Annotated in this window: 11 protein-coding genes; 6 read left to right on the plus strand and 5 right to left on the minus strand. The window is 55.1% G+C overall.

Going from position 1 to position 17,800, the window contains the following annotated elements; translation table 11 throughout:
* Positions 1-4 precede the first annotated feature (4 nt).
* Entirely contained in the window at positions 5-694 is a 690-nt protein-coding gene (locus tag DUT67_RS07740; protein WP_039292677.1) for a response regulator, read from the minus strand.
* Positions 695-848: 154 nt separating this feature from the next.
* On the opposite strand from DUT67_RS07740, the gene DUT67_RS07745 reads away from it, so the two are divergent.
* Genes DUT67_RS07745 through DUT67_RS07755 form a run of 3 tightly spaced genes read left to right on the plus strand, consistent with a single transcriptional unit; the run spans position 849 to position 5,856 of the window.
* Positions 849-1,664: a MipA/OmpV family protein gene (locus tag DUT67_RS07745; RefSeq protein ID WP_113626186.1), complete on the plus strand. Its 816-nt coding sequence runs from the start codon at positions 849-851 to the stop codon at positions 1,662-1,664.
* Positions 1,665-1,690: 26 nt separating this feature from the next.
* A complete protein-coding gene (locus DUT67_RS07750) occupies positions 1,691-2,773 on the plus strand; it encodes an efflux RND transporter periplasmic adaptor subunit (protein WP_113626187.1) in 1,083 nt (360 codons plus the stop codon).
* The gene (locus DUT67_RS07755; protein WP_113632560.1) at positions 2,773-5,856 is read left to right on the plus strand and encodes an efflux RND transporter permease subunit; all 3,084 of its coding nucleotides are present in this window, start codon (positions 2,773-2,775) and stop codon (positions 5,854-5,856) included. The genes DUT67_RS07750 and DUT67_RS07755 overlap by 1 nt, the downstream gene beginning before the upstream one ends.
* Positions 5,857-5,914: 58 nt before the next feature.
* On the opposite strand, the gene DUT67_RS07760 is transcribed toward DUT67_RS07755, so the two are convergent.
* From DUT67_RS07760 to nifJ, 4 genes are all read right to left on the minus strand, one after another.
* The gene (locus tag DUT67_RS07760) at positions 5,915-7,096 is read right to left on the minus strand and encodes a mandelate racemase/muconate lactonizing enzyme family protein (protein ID WP_048259542.1); all 1,182 of its coding nucleotides are present in this window, start codon (positions 7,094-7,096) and stop codon (positions 5,915-5,917) included.
* Between the two features lie 41 nt (positions 7,097-7,137).
* Entirely contained in the window at positions 7,138-7,923 is a 786-nt protein-coding gene (locus tag DUT67_RS07765) for an alpha/beta fold hydrolase (protein ID WP_080965225.1), read from the minus strand.
* Between the two features lie 134 nt (positions 7,924-8,057).
* On the minus strand, positions 8,058-9,557 hold the full coding sequence (locus DUT67_RS07770) for a SulP family inorganic anion transporter (protein ID WP_113626189.1): 1,500 nt from the start codon (positions 9,555-9,557) through the stop codon (positions 8,058-8,060).
* A gap of 169 nt (positions 9,558-9,726) precedes the next feature.
* Entirely contained in the window at positions 9,727-13,239 is a 3,513-nt protein-coding gene (gene nifJ / locus DUT67_RS07775) for a pyruvate:ferredoxin (flavodoxin) oxidoreductase (RefSeq protein WP_113626190.1), read from the minus strand.
* Between the two features lie 489 nt (positions 13,240-13,728).
* Here nifJ and nifH point away from each other — a divergent pair, with 489 nt between their 5' ends.
* The 3 genes from nifH to nifK are packed head-to-tail and all read left to right on the plus strand — an operon-like array spanning position 13,729 to position 17,745.
* Positions 13,729-14,610 (plus strand): nitrogenase iron protein, encoded by an 882-nt coding sequence (gene nifH / locus DUT67_RS07780; RefSeq protein WP_011094487.1) that lies wholly within the window; start codon positions 13,729-13,731, stop codon positions 14,608-14,610.
* A gap of 59 nt (positions 14,611-14,669) precedes the next feature.
* Positions 14,670-16,118, plus strand: a complete 1,449-nt coding sequence (gene nifD / locus DUT67_RS07785) for a nitrogenase molybdenum-iron protein alpha chain (RefSeq protein WP_113626191.1) — start codon at positions 14,670-14,672, stop codon at positions 16,116-16,118.
* 58 nt (positions 16,119-16,176) lie between these two features.
* Positions 16,177-17,745 (plus strand): nitrogenase molybdenum-iron protein subunit beta, encoded by a 1,569-nt coding sequence (nifK, locus tag DUT67_RS07790; protein WP_113626192.1) that lies wholly within the window; start codon positions 16,177-16,179, stop codon positions 17,743-17,745.
* Positions 17,746-17,800 lie beyond the last annotated feature (55 nt).

Genomic DNA, 17,800 nt, shown 5'->3' on the forward strand with positions numbered 1-17,800 from the left:
AGGTTCACCGGAATCGATAGCCAACAGAACGGACGGTGACGAGCACGTTGATGATGTCGTACTGGTTGAGTTTCTTCCTGAGGTTGTGGACGTGAGTATCCACCACGCGCTCCAGCGCATCGCTTTCCGGCAAGCAGGCTTCCAGTAGCTCACCGCGAGTGAAGGCGCGGTTTGGCGCTTTGAGCAGCGTCACCAGAATGTTGAATTCGGTGGGCGTAAGATCGAGAACGACAGATTCAGACGGTGATAGCGCAATGCTTGCCGTCACGGAGGTTGGATCAACCGATAAATTCTCGAATGTCAGGATCGCATCTTCCCGGATGGCGTAGCCGGTTCGCCGTAGCACGGCCTGCACTCGCGCGACTACTTCCTGCGGATTATAGGGTTTGACGACATAATCATCCGCGCCGTAACGCAGCGCGCCGATCCGTTCTGGTTCGTCGCCGATGGCGGTGACCATAATCACCGGAATATTACTGCGCTGCCGCAGGGCGGACAGCACCTCAGAGCCATTCATTTTCGGCAGCATCACATCCAGCAAAATCAAATCGGGTTTACTGGTCAGCGCCATGTGCAGACCCTTTTGCCCATCAGACGCGATAGAAACCTGATAGCCATCACGCCGCAGATAAGCCTCAAGCACGCTGGCGGCATCCATATCGTCTTCAATAACCAACACCCGTTTTTCTGCCATCGACGACCTCTTGATGAAATCTTAAAAAACCACAAAGCGTTTCTTGATTAAGCGTCAGCATAATTCGTCACGGTGCTGAAAAGCCAACACCAATTACATTGCACCCGCCGTGGAAACACCACGGTGCAAGATTACCGCGTTAAAGAGGGGATGTATGAACATAACAACAATGATTTTATCCACCAGTCTGTCCGCTATCGTGCTATCTGGCACTGCATTCGCTGCGGAGTCAGAAGCATCAGCGCCCTCGCTTTTGGGTGACCACACGGATGTTACCGTTGGCGTTGCAGCCCAGAATGCACCGCGTTACAAGGGGAGTAAAAATCGTCAAACCATGGCACTGCCTGTGCTGACGGTTCAGCGCGGTCCACTTTATTTCGATTCCTCGCACGGCATTGGCTGGCAATACCAGTCTCCTTCCGGCTTTTATCTCGATCACGCGATTGGCTACGACATGGGAAGGGATGACAAAAACAGCAATTGGCGTGCGGGTTCGAACCGGCTGAAAGGGATGGGGAAAATCAAAGGATCGGTAATTACCACCGTAACGGCGGGGTATCAGTTTGCGCCCTGGCTGGCGCTGGAAGCGAGCGGTGAATTTGCACTGAGCGAGACAAAAAGAGGAAATCAGTATCGCGTCGGGGCAAAGAGCACGGTGTGGCAGTCCGCGACAAAAGACGACGTGCTGGCGCTGTCGGCAGACGTGTTGATGGGCGATGCCCGCTTTAATCAAACCTACTACGGCGTGACGCAGCAGCAGAGCAGCCGTTCTGGGTTGGCCGCCTATCATGCTGGCAAAGGTGTCTACGGTTATGCGCTGGGCGCGAACTGGACGCATCAATTTAGCCCTGCCTGGTCAACCAACGTCGGGGTTACCTCAACGTGGCTGACTGACAAAGTCGCGGATAGTCAGGTTGTGGAACGACGGAATGATACTGGCGCTACGTTGGCTGTTCTGTATTCGTTCTGATGGCGTTTGATGAGTGAGAGGATGTGATGATGGTCAGCCGTTTTGCCTTTTGTCTGCTGTCAGCTGTGTTGCTTAGCGGCTGTGACAGTACCGATGATTCGCCTGCGCCGCCGCCCGTGAGGCCGGTAAAAACGCTGGTCGTCATGCCAGCAATGAGTCGTGAGCCTGTGACGCTGACGGGGGAGATTCGCCCGCATGAAGAAACGGCGTTAGGTTTCCGGCTGGATGGCCGCATCCTGAATCGTTTGGTGGATGTGGGGGCATCCGTGAAGCGCGGTGATGTGATTGCGATGCTCGATGCTCGCGACAGTGAAAATCAGCTGCGCAGCGCACAGGCTGATTTAGCCAGCGCAACCTCGGCAGAACGGCTGGCGAAAAGCAATTTCTCCCGCATGAAGGCGCTGGCGCCGGGCGGGGCCATTGCGCGGGTACAGCTTGATGAAGCGCAGGCAAATTGGGATGCCGCCGTTTCCCGGCGCGAAAGCGCTCAGACCACCGTCAAAGGGGCGCAGGAACGCCTCAGCTATACGCAACTCACGTCCGCACAGGATGGTGTGATAACAACGGTCAGTGCGAACCCCGGTCAGGTGGTCAGTGCCGGGCAGGAGGTCGTCAGGCTAGCATCGCTCGATGGGCGCGATGCGGTGTTTGATGTACCAGAACGTTTGGTCAATCCGTCGCTTCCCTCGCGCACGATTCTCGTGTCGCTGCTATCCGATCCGGCGATTCAGGTACAAGGACGCGTGCGTGATATCAGCCCGCAGGCTGATGCAGTCACGCGAACGTTTCGGGTTCGGGTGACGTTAACCTCACCACCAGCGACGATGGTGCTGGGTGCCAGCGTGAATGGCGCAATACAGCAGTCCGACACTACCGTCATTGAGCTACCCGCGTCTGCACTCACCCGTCAGGAAGAAAACCCGGCTGTTTACGTCGTGAACACGGAAACCCAGACGGTGCGTTTGCAGCCGATTACCGTTGCACGCTACAGCGACACGGCGATCTACATCACCGATGGGCTGAAACAGGGTGACCGCGTGGTAACGGCTGGCGTCAGTAAACTACGGCCGGATGAGAAAATTCGGCTGGATGAAGAGGGGCGTCGCTAATGTCTCGTGAATCTCAATCTTCTACCTCTACGCGCTTCAATCTCTCTGCCTGGGCACTCGCGCATCAGCAATTGGTCGCTTTTATGATGCTGGTGATTATGGCGGCAGGCGTGATGAGCTACCAGCGTTTGCCACGCAACGAAGATCCGGCGTTTACCATCAAATCTGCCGTGGTATCTGCCGCCTGGCCGGGGGCGACGGTGAGCGACACGGTCAATTTCGTCACCGATAAGCTGGAGAAGAAGTTACAGGAAACGCCGTATCTCGATTATGTCGAGAGTTATACCCGTGCCGGGGAAGCGGTGGTTTTCGTTAACCTGCGCGATGATACGCCGCCTTCTGCCGTGCCGAATATCTGGTATACGGTGCGTAAGAAGATGACGGATATCGCCAGTTCGCTCCCCGATGGTGTCAGCCCGCCAGACGTCAATGACGAGTTTGATGACACGTTTGGTACGATTTATGGCTTCACCGCGGATGGGTTCTCACCACGGGAACTGCGCGATCGCGTCGAGGATATTCGCTCTGCGCTACTGAGCGTGCCAGATGTCGGCAAGGTCGACATGCTGGGGGTGGAAGAAGAACAGATCGTCGTAACGTTTTCTCCCCGACGGCTGGCTGGATTAGGGATCGATTCACAGCAGGTGATTGATTCACTTAAAGCGCAGAATGCGGTTACGCCAGCCGGTATTATCCGTACTGGGGATGAAAAGATCGCCGTGCGCGTCAGCGGCGCGTTTACCTCTGAGGAGAGTCTGCGCCAGATTACCTTACGCATCGGCGGGAAATTTGTTCCGCTTACTGATATCGCCACCATTAGCCGTGAAATAGCGGAACCGCCGTCACCGACGTTTCGAGTAAATGGCGAGAAAGCCATTGGACTGGCTATTTCTATGGCACCTACTGGCAACATGCTCAATTTCGGTCAGGCTATTCGCGAAAAAATGAACACGCTTTCTGCCCAGTTACCGCATGGGATAGACATGACGCGTGTGGCCGATCAGGCTGAGGTGGTGAAAGGCGCGGTCGGCGGCTTTATCAAAGTGCTGCTGGAGGCCGTTGCCATCGTGCTGGCGGTGTCGTTCGTTTCTCTCGGCAGCCGCGCGGGACTGGTCGTTGCTGCATCCATCCCTATTGTGCTGGCGATGACGTTTATTGGCATGGAGATAACCGGTATTGGCTTGCAGCGTATCTCGCTCGGGGCGCTGATTATTTCGCTGGGGCTGCTGGTGGATGACGCCATGATTACGGTAGAAGCCATGGTATCGCGGCTGGAAGAGGGGTGGGATCGTAAACGGGCGGCGGCCTGGGCGTATGAAAGTACGGCTTTTCCGATGCTGACGGGGACGCTGGTGATGATTGCTGGATTCATTCCCGTCGGTTTTGCTTCATCCAGCGCGGGTGAATACTGTTTTTCGCTCTTCGTCGTCGTCCTCATCGCCTTGCTCAGTTCCTGGATCGTCGCGATTCTTTTTTCCCCGCTGCTCGGTGTCTGGCTGTTGCCAAAAACGTTTCGTCACCATAACAACGAACCGGGACGAGTGGGGCGCATTTATCGCCAATGGCTGCAACGGGCGTTGGCAAACCGGGGAATGACGTTGATCATTGCGGTGCTCCTGCTGGTTGTCGCCTTGTTCGGCGCAACCCGATTGGAGGGAGAATTCTTTCCCGCGTCGGACAGGCCAGAACTGCTGGTTAGCCTGACGTTGCCCTCGAATGCATCACAGGCCGCGACGGAAGCGCAGGCGAAACGGCTGGAAGCACTTCTGAAGGACGATCCTGACGTTGATCATTTCTCTACCTATGTTGGGTCGGGTGCGGTGCGTTTTTATCTCCCGATGGATGTGTTGCTGAGTCACGAAAATATCGCTCAGTTGGTGGTGGTAGCAAAAAATCTGGATGCGCGGGACGCGCTGGCGGCACGGTTGAATCAGGTGCTTGAGCGCGATTTTAGTAGCATTGTGGCGCGCGTCTCGGCATTGGAATTAGGGCCACCAGTGGGCTGGCCGCTTAAATATCGGGTCGCGGGGCCGGATATTAATCGGGTTCGTGAACTTGCGCAGGGGCTTGCCAGCCTGGTGGGAAACCGGGCCGATGTCCGCGAGGTGAATCTGACGGCGGGTGAACCTGAACGCTCGGTGAACGTGGTGCTGAATCAGACTGAAGCCCGCGCGGTTGGCATCAGCTCACAGGATGTAGCCAGCATGCTGGCGGCGATATTCTCCGGTTCAACGCTGACCTCGGTGCGCGATGAACACCGATTGGTGGACGTCGTGATTCGCGGTACGCCGCAGGAACGCAGAGACGTCGCCACGATCGCGAATCTACAAATTCCGATTGCGGAGGGGCGCTCGGTACCGCTGGGGCAGATTGCCACGGTGTCGTATGGCGTTGACGATCCGATTATCTGGCGGCGTCAGCGCGAACCGTTCATCACGGTGCAGATGGATGTCGCGCCGGGCGTGCGGGCACCGGCGCTGTCTGAAAAGCTGGCACCGGAAATTGAACGCTACCGTGCCTCGTTACCGACGGGCTACCACATCACGGAAGGCGGCGTTGCGGCGGAATCCGACAAGGGCAATGGTTCGGTGTATGCGGTGTTGCCAGTTACGCTGTTGGTGATGCTGGTGCTGTTAATGATTCAGCTACAGCGTATTTCCCGCATGGTGCTGGCATTCCTGACCGCACCGTTTGGCCTGATCGGCATCGTTGCGGCCATGTTGCCGACCGGAACGCCGATGGGATTTGTGGCGCTGCTGGGAGCGATTGCGCTAGCGGGGATGATTATTCGTAATGCAGTCATTCTGATTGGCGAAGTCGATCTGAATGTGAAAAATGGACAACCCGCCACGGAGGCAATCGTGAATGCGGCCAGCCATCGTTCACGCCCGATAGTGCTGACCGCGCTGGCGGCGATTCTTGGCATGATCCCGATTGCGCATCAGGTGTTTTGGGGGCCGATGGCCTACGCGATTATCGGTGGGTTGATGGTGGCGACGCTGCTGACGTTGCTTGCTCTGCCTGCGGCGCTGAGCCTATTGATGCAGTGGGAAGGACGGAAGGTGGGAAATCCTACGTCGTAGGGGAAAATACGACAGGTCGTGGCGCTCTCAGTGACGCGTCACGACCTGTTGATGTGCTTTATTGATCGACGACGGAGCCGTCGACGTGCAGTCGGGTTTTCAGGCCGCGACGACGATAAGGGAAGCGGTTTTCTAGATCGTCCGCCAGCTCAATGCCGATGCCGGACTGCGTCGGTATCTCCATAAATCCATCTACGCATTTGAACGTGTTCTTCACGACGTCTTTTTTCCACACGCCGTTCTCGACGCCCGTCGCCCCAAATTTTTCTGACAGTGCGGGTTGGTCATCCCCCGGATACTCCAGCAGCGCAAAGTTCGGGATGCTGACGGCGATCTGTAAGCAGGCGGCGGTAGAGACGGGGCTAAGTGGGTTATGTGGCACGACCATCAAATCGTTGGCCTCTGCCAAGGCCGCGACTTTTTTCGCTCCGGTAATCCCGCCGCACATGCAGACGTCAGGACGCACATAGGCGACCGCATTACGGCGAATCAGCATCGCGAATTCCTGCGGATTATTCAGGCGTTCACCGGTGGCGATAGGAATATTGATTTTGTCCGCCACTTCCGCCATGGAATCGAAGTTATCCGCACCGATAGGATCTTCAATAAAATACGGATAAAACGGCTCAATGCCGCGAGCGAATACCACGGCATCGGCGGGCTTTAGGCGGCGGTGGACTTCGATACACAGGTCGACATCGTTACCGACCGCTTCCCGATAAAGGCCGATACGTTCGATGGCTTCACCGATCTCTTTGGCGTGGGTGGTGAAATAGGGCGTATCACGCGATTCATCCAGAAAAGGCGTCAGATGACCAATCGCGGTGAAGCCGTCAGCTTTGGCTTTTTTCAGATTGGCGATGGTTTCTTCAGTGGTGCGTCCTCCCGCGTGGGCATAAACGCGCGCCTTGTCGCGGCAGCGGCCGCCCAGCAGGTTATAAACTGGCGTATCGTAATACTTACCTGCGATGTCCCACAGGGCGATATCAATGGCGCTGATGGCACCCATAATAGCGGCACCACGAAAATGCCAGCAGCGGTACATATACTGCCAGTGGTGCTCAATACGTAGCGGATCTTGCCCGATCAGGTAAGTGCGTAATGCCTCTACCGCGCCTTTGGACGCATCCAGAAAGCCCCAGGCACCGGATTCGCCAATGCCCGTCAGCCCCTCGTCGGTGGTGACCTCAACAAACATATATCGGTTCGCTAAAATTACGCGCACATCGGTAATTTTCATCAACGCTTTCCTTAAGTTAGCCTGCTTAGCATTGAGTCTAATCACAGAGGTGTGCGGGTTGTCAACGCTGACGTCAGCAGAGCGGTTAGCGCATCAGGTGCATCGATCATGGCATCGTGGTCGCTATCGAGCGTGAGAAAACGCCAGCTTGGATCGGTCTGAGCACGTTGTACCGAGGTGGTGAGGTAGTTGCCCGCCGCGCGCGTGCAGCGGATATAGGTCTTTTTCAGTGTCGGTGGCGCGGGCGGTAAGGCTATTGATTCAAAATAGGTGTTTACCGGCTGCGGCGTCAGGTGAGCATCGACCCACTCGCGGTCGGCTTCATTCACGCCAAACAGCAGTGATGGAAGCGGGGGAATGTGCCACGCGGGGTCGCGTGCCGCCTGCGTCTGGTAGGCGGCGATAAGGTCGGGTGCGTGATCCAGTAACTTCTCACCCGGTGCGGGTAAAAACGCATCCAGCAGAATCAGATGGGTGACGACGTCAGGCAATTGATACGCGGCAGCCGTGGCGGGAAATCCACCGTAGCTGTGGCCGACCAACGTAACATCGCGCCAACCCCGTTGGCGGATCGTGTCGGTAATATCGTGAATGTGCGTGGTTAGGTTAATACCGCGCGATAGCTCAGCACGACGTTCCGCCAACCCAGCGAGCGTCAACGGCGCAGAAGCAAAGCCAGCATCGGTAAGCTGCTCGGTCACTCGAGACCAGCACCAGCCGCCGTGCCAAGCACCGTGTATCAGCACGAACGTCGTGGCATGATAGCTATTCTCTGACACGCGATAGGGGATGAGGGGGCTTTCTTGCGGAATAAACGTTGCGGGCATACTCTCCTCCTTATAGATGAGGAGATAAGATAAAGCATCTGCCTGTCACGCTTTAGTTTGATTCCTGTTATTCATATTCACGGAAGAGATATACCGGCGATTCCCCTTGGCCGTAGCCAAGGGGGTAGGCGCGATCAGAGATGCCCTGACAGGCGCTGATGGATTTTGCTGCTGTGGTTATCCAACCCGATGATCGCAACTTTCGCATCGTAACGGTGATAGCGGGTTTCGATAGCGTCGAGCGCCGCTACGCTGGAGGCATCCCAGATTTGGGCGTGCGTCAGGTCGATAGTGACGTTCTGCGGGTCCTGCGCATAGAGGAAGTGCTCGAAGAGGTCGTTGCTGCTGCCGAAGAATAGCGGCCCGCGTACTGTGTAGTGTACCGACTTTCCATCTTCGCTCACGCGACGTTCTGCATGAATGACGTGCGCCACGCGGCGTGCAAATAGCAGGATGGCAAAGATCACGCCACCCGCTACGCCGATTGCCAGATTTGCCGTCGAGACGGTGGCGATCACCGTTACTACGACCACCAGCGTTTCCGACAGCGGCATCCGTTTCAGCGTGGTGGGGTGCAGGCTATGCCAGTTCATCGTTTTCAGCGCGACAATCATCATAATCCCCGCCAGCACCACCATCGGAATCTTAGCCATGATCTCGCTCAGGCCGGTCACCAGCAGCAACAGCACCAGTGCGGCGGCGAGGGTGGAGATACGCGTACGCGCTTTCCCTAACTCTACATTGACCACGGTTTGCCCGATCATCGCACATCCAGCAATGCCGCCGTAGAATCCGGCGAAGATATTGGAAACGCCCAGTCCCCAGCATTCGCGGCGCTTGCTGGACGGGGTATCGGTAATGTCATCTACCAGTTTGGCGGTTAGCAGCGATTCCATCAGGCCGACGAAGGCAATACTGAGCGCGGTTGGCCAGATGATGCGCAGTGTTTCAACATTGAACGGTACCAGCCAGTGGGTGAAACCCGGCAATCCGGGCTGCATAGGACCAGCATCACCGACGTTAGGCACCGTGATGCCGGTAAACATCGCAATCGCCGTCACGGTCACAATCGCGACCAGCGGGGCGGGAATACTTTTCACCACATAAGGCAACAGCAAAACGATCGCTACTGTTAACGCAAACAGCAGCCAGACAAGCGAGGAATGCCCGTAAACATGCGGCACTTGCGCGGCGAAAATCAGGATGCTCAGCGCATTCACGAAACCGATCATTACCGAACGGGGAATGTAGCGCATCATTCTTGCCAACCCAGCCAGCCCAAACAGAATCTGGATAAGTCCCGCCATAATCACAGCGGGCAGAATATAGGCCACGCCGTGTGCGTGCACCATCGGACCGATAACCAGCGCCACGGCACCTGCTGCCGCCGTAACCATCGCCGGTCGGCCACTGAGAAAAGACATGGTGAAGCATAAGACAATCGAGGCGATCAGGCTGACTTTGGGATCAACGCCCGCGATGATAGAAAACGAAATCACCTCGGGAATAAGCGCCAGCGCGGTGATAGTGCCCGCCAAAATTTCGCGCATCAGCAGCGAGGGCGAGCGTAAGGCGGCAAGCGTTGACGTGGCTGATTGAACCGGCGTCGGCGTTGCGTCGGGTGGTGAGATCATAGGTGCAGGCTTAATTTTTATGGTCAATGACGAAAGGCGGGAGAGGATAAATTATCGGCAATATAAAAGATACTGTCCTTCATCGGTGAGCAAGGGAAAATTTGCTGGGGGACGAAGGGACGGATAGCGCTTTCGCTATATCCGCCCACCGTTGTGTCTTCTTCCGCGATCAGCCGCCCGCTAAACGTCGGTAACGTTCATATCGCTCCTTAGCATCCCGTTCCGTTTGCTCAAACAGGCTATTGGCGATAGCGGGGTGCTGACGTTTTAGCGACGCATACCGAACTTCCCCCATCAGGAAATCCTGAAAATCCTCTTCCGGCTCGTCTGAATCGAGCGAGAAGGGATTTTTCCCTTTATCCACACGCTGTGGATCGAAGCGATATAAATGCCAGTAACCAGCATCCACAGCTCGCTGAGTTTCACGCTGACTGCATCCCATGCCCGCTTTTAACCCGTGATTGATACAGGCAGCGTAGGCGATGATCAACGACGGACCCGGCCAGGCTTCCGCTTCTGCCATCGCGCGTAGGGTTTGCGTCTTATCCGCGCCCATGGCGATCTGCGCCACGTACACGTTGCCATAGCTCATGGCCATCATGCCGAGATCTTTTTTGCGCGTGCGTTTTCCTTCGGCGGCAAATTTGGCGATGGCGGCAACCGGTGTGGATTTGGATGATTGTCCCCCCGTGTTGGAATACACCTCGGTATCAAATACCAACACATTGATGTCTTCACCGGAGGCCAGCACATGGTCCAGCCCACCGTAACCAATATCGTATGCCCAACCATCGCCACCGAAGACCCACTGCGAAGGCTTGGTCAGGTAATCACGGTTCTGGTAAAGGTGAGTGAGTAGGGGATCCTTACCGCGTTCTTCTGCCAGCATATCGATCACTGCATCGGCACGTTCCCGTGAACCTTCTCCGCGATCCTTCAGTTCCAGCCAGTTGCTGAATGCCGTATTCAGTGCAGGAGTAATGGGTAAGGCCAGTGCAGTTTGCACATCCTTAGCAAGCTGATCGCGGATCGCACGGCTTCCCAACAACATACCCAGACCAAATTCAGCGTTGTCTTCGAACAGTGAGTTAGCCCAGGCCGGTCCTTGCCCTTTATGGTTGGTGGTGTAGGGAATGGACGGTGCACTGGCTCCCCAAATGGAGGAGCATCCGGTTGCGTTCGCGACCAACATGCGATCGCCGAATAGCTGGGTCAACAGCTTGGCATAGGGCGTTTCACCGCAGCCCGCGCATGCGCCGGAAAATTCCAGCAGGGGCGTTTCAAACTGGCTGCCTTTTACCGAGATTTTGTTAAAGGGATTACTTTTAGGTGCAAGGGAGAGCACATGCTCCCATAGCGGAATCTGATGACGCTGGCTATCGAGCGGCTGCATTGCTAGTGCTTTGCCGCGTGATGGGCAAATATCGACACAGTTACCGCAGCCGGAGCAATCCAGCGGTGATACTGCCAGATGGTATTCATAGGCTTTCGCCCCTTGAGCTACCTTACTTAACAGCGCCACTGGGGCGTTGCTTCGGTCTTCCTGACTGAGTAACGCGGGGCGAATGGCGGCATGAGGACAGATAAAGGCACACTGGTTGCACTGGGTACAGCCCTCGGGTTGCCACGCGGGCACCTGAATTGCGATACCGCGTTTCTCATAGGCGGCAGTACCGAGAGGGAAAGTCCCATCCTCCATGCCAATAAAGGCGCTGACGGGTAAGTTGTCTCCCTCCTGACGATTCATCGGTTCCAGAATATTGCGGATAAAATCGGGCAGGACGCGCACCTCTTTCCCTTCCACCTTCGGTAGCGTCGCCCAGGTTTCGGGAATTATCACTTCGACCAACGCCTGCATCCCCTCGTCTATCGCGGCGCTATTCATGTCCACCACGTTTTGGCCTTTGCTGCCATAGGATTTGACTACTGCCGCTTTCAGATAGTCGGCGGCGGTTTCTGGCGCAATGATCGCGGCCAGCTTGAAGAAAGCCGCCTGCATAATCATATTAAAACGGCCACCTAACCCAAGACGCTGCGCAATGTGTACCGCGTTGAGGGTATAGAAACGGATGGCGTGCTGCGCCAGATAGCGTTTCATGGCGTTAGGTAATTTCGCTGCCAGCTCTTCAGCCGTCCAGGAACAGTTAAGCAAAAAAGTGCCACCCGGTTTTAACCCCACCAGCAGATCGTATTTCTCCACGTAGCTTTGCTGCGAGCAGGCAATGAAATCCGCATGGTGGATCAGATAAGGCGAGGTAATCGGGCTCTGTCCAAAGCGCAAATGGGAGACGGTAATGCCACCTGACTTTTTCGAGTCGTAAGAGAAATAGGCCTGAGCGTAGAGCGGGGTGTGATCGCCAATAATCTTGATGGCGCTTTTGTTAGCACCCACAGTACCGTCGGAACCCAGCCCCCAAAATTTACATGCGGTCGTTCCTGGTTTCGAGGCATTGATCGGTGTCGTTGAAACCGGCAACGAGGTGTGGGTCACGTCATCAATAATCCCCACGGTAAAGCTATCTTGCGGCAATGGGCGCTTAAGATTCTCGAATACGGCAACGATGTGTGCTGGCAGAATATCTTTTCCTCCCAGCGCGTAGCGTCCACCGACAATCAGCGGCGGTTGTGCATGACGGTAATAGGCATTTCTCACATCGAGGCATAAGGGCTCAGCCTGAGAACCCGGCTCTTTGGTACGGTCGAGTACCGCGATGCGTTGTACGGTTTCCGGGATGTGGGCAAAGAAATGCGGCAGCGAAAACGGGCGGTAGAGATGTACCGTCAGCAGCCCCACCTTTTCCCCTTGCTGATTCAGATAATCGACGGTTTCCTGAATGGTCTCGCACACCGACCCCATGGCGATGATCAGCCGTTCGGCATCCGGCGCGCCATAGTAGTTAAACAGATGGTATTCACGCCCGGTGAGGTGGGTGATTTGCGCCATATAGCCTTCCACCATCTCAGGCAGCGCGTCATAAAAGCGGTTAACGGCTTCGCGTTCTTGAAAGTAAATATCCGGGTTTTGGGCTGTCCCTCGAATCACCGGGTGATCGGGGTTTAGGGCGCGACGGCGAAAGGCATTCAGCGCGTCACGATCCAATAACGGTTCTAGTTCTTCATAGTCCAGCAGTTCAATTTTTTGGATTTCGTGCGAGGTGCGAAAACCATCGAAGAAATTGATAAAAGGCACACGACCTTTGATGGCGGTAAGGTGCGCCACGGCAGAGAGATCCATCACCTGCTGCACGCTGCTTTCTGCCAGCATGGCGCAGCCCGTTTGGCGTACGGCCATCACATCCTGATGGTCGCCAAAAATGTTCAACGAGTTGGTAGCCAACGCTCGTGCACTGACATGAAACACGCCCGGCAGCAGTTCACCAGCAATTTTGTATAAATTGGGGATCATCAATAGCAATCCCTGCGAGGCAGTGTACGTGGTGGTCAAAGCTCCGACTTGCAGAGCACCATGCACCGCGCCAGCCGCTCCGGCTTCGGACTGCATTTCTATCAGGCGCACCGGTTGACCAAACAGGTTCTTTTTACCCTGTGCGCTCCATTCATCTACGTTTTCTGCCATGGGGGTAGAAGGGGTGATGGGATAGATGGCTGCTACGTCGGTGAAGGCGTAAGAGATATACGCCGCAGCGGCATTCCCATCCATCGTTTTCATTTTTCGGGTCATGCGGGATTCCTCTTGGTTGGGAGCAGGTGACACGTTGGGCGCAGGTGAAAATGGGCAATGACAGGCCGCGCCCCTGATTCACCGTCTCAGCGAGTCAGTAGCACAGCCTGTGCCATGTCGAGTTATAGAAAAAATGACACTATTTTTTAATGGGTTAACTTGAGTGGTTGCCGCGAATGTCACAGGGATAGGGTGAGGAATTGCGTGGAATAAGACAGAAACAGCCACATCCTGTCGGGCTGCCAACAAACTGTCGTGGTGATGCGGGCTGAACAGGCACGCCGACACGCTCAACCCCCTCTCTGACCACAATTGTTCTCTTTACAACAATTGGTTCGCTGATTGTCTTGTGTTTGTCTCGCCTTTCATGCCCCTTCTTTTATTAAAATCATAAAATTCAATGCATTAATGATGTTGGCTTGGCTGGTATGTTCCCTGCAATGGTTAGGACGTGCATCACGCATTCAACCCGAAACAGGAGAAGACACCATGGCTATGCGTCAATGTGCCATTTATGGCAAAGGGGGGATTGGCAAATCCACCACGACTCAGAATTTGGTCGCCGCACTGGCGGAAATGGGTAAGAAGATCATGATCGTCGGTTGTGATCCTAAGGCGGATTCAACCCGTTTGATTCTGCACGCCAAAGCGCAGAACACCATTATGGAGATGGCCGCAGAGGTCGGTTCGGTCGAAGACCTCGAATTGGAAGATGTGCTGCAAATCGGTTACGGCAACGTACGTTGTGCAGAATCAGGTGGCCCAGAGCCGGGCGTTGGCTGTGCTGGCCGCGGCGTTATCACCGCCATCAACTTCCTTGAAGAGGAAGGTGCCTATGTCGACGACCTCGACTTCGTGTTCTATGACGTGCTGGGGGACGTGGTATGCGGCGGCTTCGCGATGCCGATCCGTGAAAACAAGGCGCAGGAAATCTACATCGTGTGCTCGGGGGAAATGATGGCGATGTACGCCGCCAACAATATCTGCAAAGGGATCGTGAAATACGCCAAGACCGGCAAGGTGCGTCTGGGGGGCCTAATCTGTAACTCACGTAACACCGATCGTGAAGATGAACTGATCATCGCTCTGGCAGAAAAAATCGGCACCCAAATGATCCATTTTGTCCCGCGCGACAACATCGTACAGCGCGCCGAAATTCGCCGTATGACCGTGATCGAGTATGACCCGAACTGTAGTCAGGCTAATGAATATCGCCAACTGGCACAGAAAATTGTCGCTAACACCATGAAGGTTATACCGGTGCCCTGCACCATGGATGAGCTGGAAGAGCTGCTTATGGAATTCGGCATCATGGAGGAAGAGGACACCACTATCATCGGTAAGACTGCCGCCGAAGAGAACGCTGCCTGATCGCTTAACCCCGTCATAGGCCGCCGTGAGGGGGCAGTTGACGCAGAAGGAACATTGGAATGGCAAATGCAACGAGTGAACGTAATCAGGCGATCATCCAGGAAGTGCTGGAGGTTTTCCCTGACAAAACGCGTAAAGAGCGCAAGAAACACATGATGGTGGCCGATCCGGCGCAGGAGGGCGTCGGAAAATGTCTGGTTTCCAACCGTAAATCCCAGCCGGGGGTGATGACGGTTCGCGGCTGCGCCTACGCCGGTTCCAAAGGTGTGGTATTTGGGCCGATCAAGGACATGGCCCATGTTTCCCACGGGCCAATTGGCTGCGGCCAATATTCCCGCGCGGGGCGCCGTAACTACTACAACGGCGTTAGCGGCGTTGACAGCTTCGGTACACTCAATTTCTCCTCCGATTTTCAGGAGAAAGACATCGTGTTTGGGGGCGATAAAAAGCTCACCAAACTGATCGAGGAACTGGAACTTCTGTTTCCGTTGACCAAAGGTATCTCTATTCAGTCGGAATGCCCGGTGGGGTTGATTGGGGATGATATCGAAGCGGTCGCGAATGTTAGCCGTGAAGCTATCGGCAAACCTGTGGTTCCGGTGCGTTGTGAAGGCTTTCGCGGTGTGTCGCAGTCGCTAGGTCACCATATCGCCAACGACGTGATCCGCGATTGGGTGCTGGATAACCGTGAGGGTAAACCTTTTGAATCAACGGCCTATGACGTCGCGATTATCGGTGACTACAACATTGGCGGCGATGCCTGGGCTTCACGCATTCTTCTGGAAGAAATGGGGCTGAGAGTCGTGGCGCAATGGTCCGGCGACGGCACGCTGGTGGAGATGGAAAACACCCCCTATGTGAAGCTGAATCTGGTTCACTGCTACCGCTCTATGAACTACATCTCACGCCATATGGAAGAAAAGCATGGCATTCCCTGGATGGAATACAACTTCTTCGGGCCGACCAAAATTGCCGAATCACTGCGCAAGATTGCCTTACAGTTTGATGAGACGATTCAGAAAAACGCCGAAGCGGTAATTGCTCGCTATCAGGCACAAACGGATGCGGTGATCGCCAAATACCGTCCGCGACTGGAAGGGCGCAAAGTTCTGCTCTATCTCGGCGGGTTGCGTCCACGCCACATTATCGGGGCGTACGAAGATCTCGGTATGGAGATTATCGGAACCGGCTATGAGTTTGGTCATAACGACGATTACGACCGGACGCTGCCTGATTTGAAAGAGGGCACGCTGCTGTTCGATGACGCCAGCAGCTATGAGCTGGAGGCGTTTGTCAAAGCCTTAAAACCGGATCTGGTCGGGTCGGGGATCAAGGAGAAGTATATCTTCCAGAAAATGGGGGTGCCGTTCCGCCAGATGCATTCCTGGGACTACTCCGGCCCTTATCACGGCTATGACGGTTTTGCCATTTTTGCCCGCGATATGGATATGACGCTCAATAACCCGAGTTGGCAAGCGTTGACAGCCCCGTGGCTGAAATCAGCCTGATTCTTATTATCCTGATATCCCGTTAGTTCACAGATGAGTGGCGCGGGAGGAGAGCACCATGAGCCAAACTGCAGAGAAAGCCCAGTCCTGCTACCCCTTGTTCGAGCAGGAGGAATACCAAACGCTGTTTCACAATAAACGCCCATTGGAAGAGGCGCATGATGAGCAGCGGGTACGCGAGGTCTTTGAGTGGACCACCACACAAGCGTATCAGGAACTGAATTTTAAGCGCGAAGCGCTAACCATTGATCCCGCGAAAGCCTGCCAGCCTTTAGGCTCTGTGCTGTGTTCTCTCGGCTTTGCCAACACCTTGCCTTATGTTCATGGTTCGCAGGGGTGTGTTGCCTATTTTCGTACTTACTTCAACCGTCACTTTAAAGAGCCGATCGCCTGCGTTTCGGATTCAATGACGGAAGATGCCGCCGTATTCGGGGGGAATAACAATCTAAACGCGGGTCTGGAGAACGCCAGCGCGCTTTATAAACCGGAGGTCATTGCGGTTTCTACCACCTGTATGGCGGAAGTCATCGGTGACGATCTTCAGGCGTTTATCGCCAATGCCAAGAAAGATGGCTTTGTCGATGCCGATATGCCGATCCCTTATGCCCATACGCCCAGCTTTATCGGTAGCCACATCACCGGCTGGGACAATATGTTTGAGGGGTTCGCCCGTACCTTTACCGTAGGGGAAGATAAACATTATCAGCCGGGCAGCCTGCCGCGCCTTAATCTGGTGACGGGATTTGAAACCTATCTGGGGAACTATCGGGTATTGAAACGCATGATGGCTGACATGGGCGTCCCCTGTGCCATTCTGTCCGACCCTTCCGAGGTGCTGGATACCCCTGCTGACGGCCACTACCGCATGTATGCCGGGGGGACTACCCAGCAAGAGATGCGTGATGCGCCGAACGCCATTGATACGCTGTTATTGCAGCCGTGGCACCTGATCAAAACCAAGAAAATGGTTCAGGATGTCTGGAATCAGCCTGCCACCGAGGTGTCAGTCCCTATCGGATTAAGCGCAACGGATAAACTCCTGATGACCATCAGTGCGCTGACCGACGTGCCGATCGGTGAAGCATTGACGCTGGAACGTGGGCGGCTGGTGGACATGATGCTCGACTCACATACCTGGCTGCACGGTAAACGTTTCGGTTTGTATGGCGACCCGGATTTTGTCATGGGGCTGACACAGTTCTTGTTAGAACTCGGATGCGAGCCAACGGTGATCCTGTGCCACAACGGCAACAAACGCTGGCATAAAGCGATGAAAAAAATTCTGGAAGCGTCGCCCTATGGACAGGAAAGCGACGTGTACATCAATTGCGATCTGTGGCATTTCCGCTCGCTGATGTTCACCAAACAGCCCGATTTTATGATCGGCAACTCCTACGGCAAATTCATTCAGCGTGACACGTTGGCGAAGGGCGAGCAGTTTGAAGTACCGCTGATTCGCCTCGGTTTCCCGCTATTTGATCGCCATCATCTGCACCGCCAAACAACATGGGGTTATGAAGGCGCAATGTCGATCCTCACCTCGCTGGTGAATGCGGTATTGGAAAAGCTGGATCGCGATACCATGAAGCTGGGGAAAACGGACTACGGCTTTGATCTTGTTCGCTAATCGTGTGGTTATTTTGATCGCCATATCGGCCCGATGTTGTTCGGGCCGTCACATG

Source organism: Pectobacterium peruviense, assembly GCF_003312355.2.
GTDB classification, from domain to species: Bacteria; Pseudomonadota; Gammaproteobacteria; order Enterobacterales; family Enterobacteriaceae; genus Pectobacterium; species Pectobacterium peruviense.

Bases quoted from the DNA above. Each gene is read 5' to 3' on its own strand.
- DUT67_RS07760 (WP_048259542.1), bottom strand. From the start codon at position 7,096: ATGAAAATTACCGATGTGCGCGTAATTTTAGCGAACCGATATATGTTT.
- DUT67_RS07745 (WP_113626186.1), top strand. From the start codon at position 849: ATGAACATAACAACAATGATTTTATCCACCAGTCTGTCCGCTATCGTG.
- DUT67_RS07770 (WP_113626189.1), bottom strand. From the start codon at position 9,557: ATGATCTCACCACCCGACGCAACGCCGACGCCGGTTCAATCAGCCACG.
- DUT67_RS07755 (WP_113632560.1), top strand. From the start codon at position 2,773: ATGTCTCGTGAATCTCAATCTTCTACCTCTACGCGCTTCAATCTCTCT.
- nifK (WP_113626192.1), top strand. From the start codon at position 16,177: ATGAGCCAAACTGCAGAGAAAGCCCAGTCCTGCTACCCCTTGTTCGAG.
- DUT67_RS07740 (WP_039292677.1), bottom strand. From the start codon at position 694: ATGGCAGAAAAACGGGTGTTGGTTATTGAAGACGATATGGATGCCGCC.
- DUT67_RS07750 (WP_113626187.1), top strand. From the start codon at position 1,691: ATGATGGTCAGCCGTTTTGCCTTTTGTCTGCTGTCAGCTGTGTTGCTT.
- nifH (WP_011094487.1), top strand. From the start codon at position 13,729: ATGGCTATGCGTCAATGTGCCATTTATGGCAAAGGGGGGATTGGCAAA.
- nifJ (WP_113626190.1), bottom strand. From the start codon at position 13,239: ATGACCCGAAAAATGAAAACGATGGATGGGAATGCCGCTGCGGCGTAT.
- DUT67_RS07765 (WP_080965225.1), bottom strand. From the start codon at position 7,923: ATGCCCGCAACGTTTATTCCGCAAGAAAGCCCCCTCATCCCCTATCGC.
- nifD (WP_113626191.1), top strand. From the start codon at position 14,670: ATGGCAAATGCAACGAGTGAACGTAATCAGGCGATCATCCAGGAAGTG.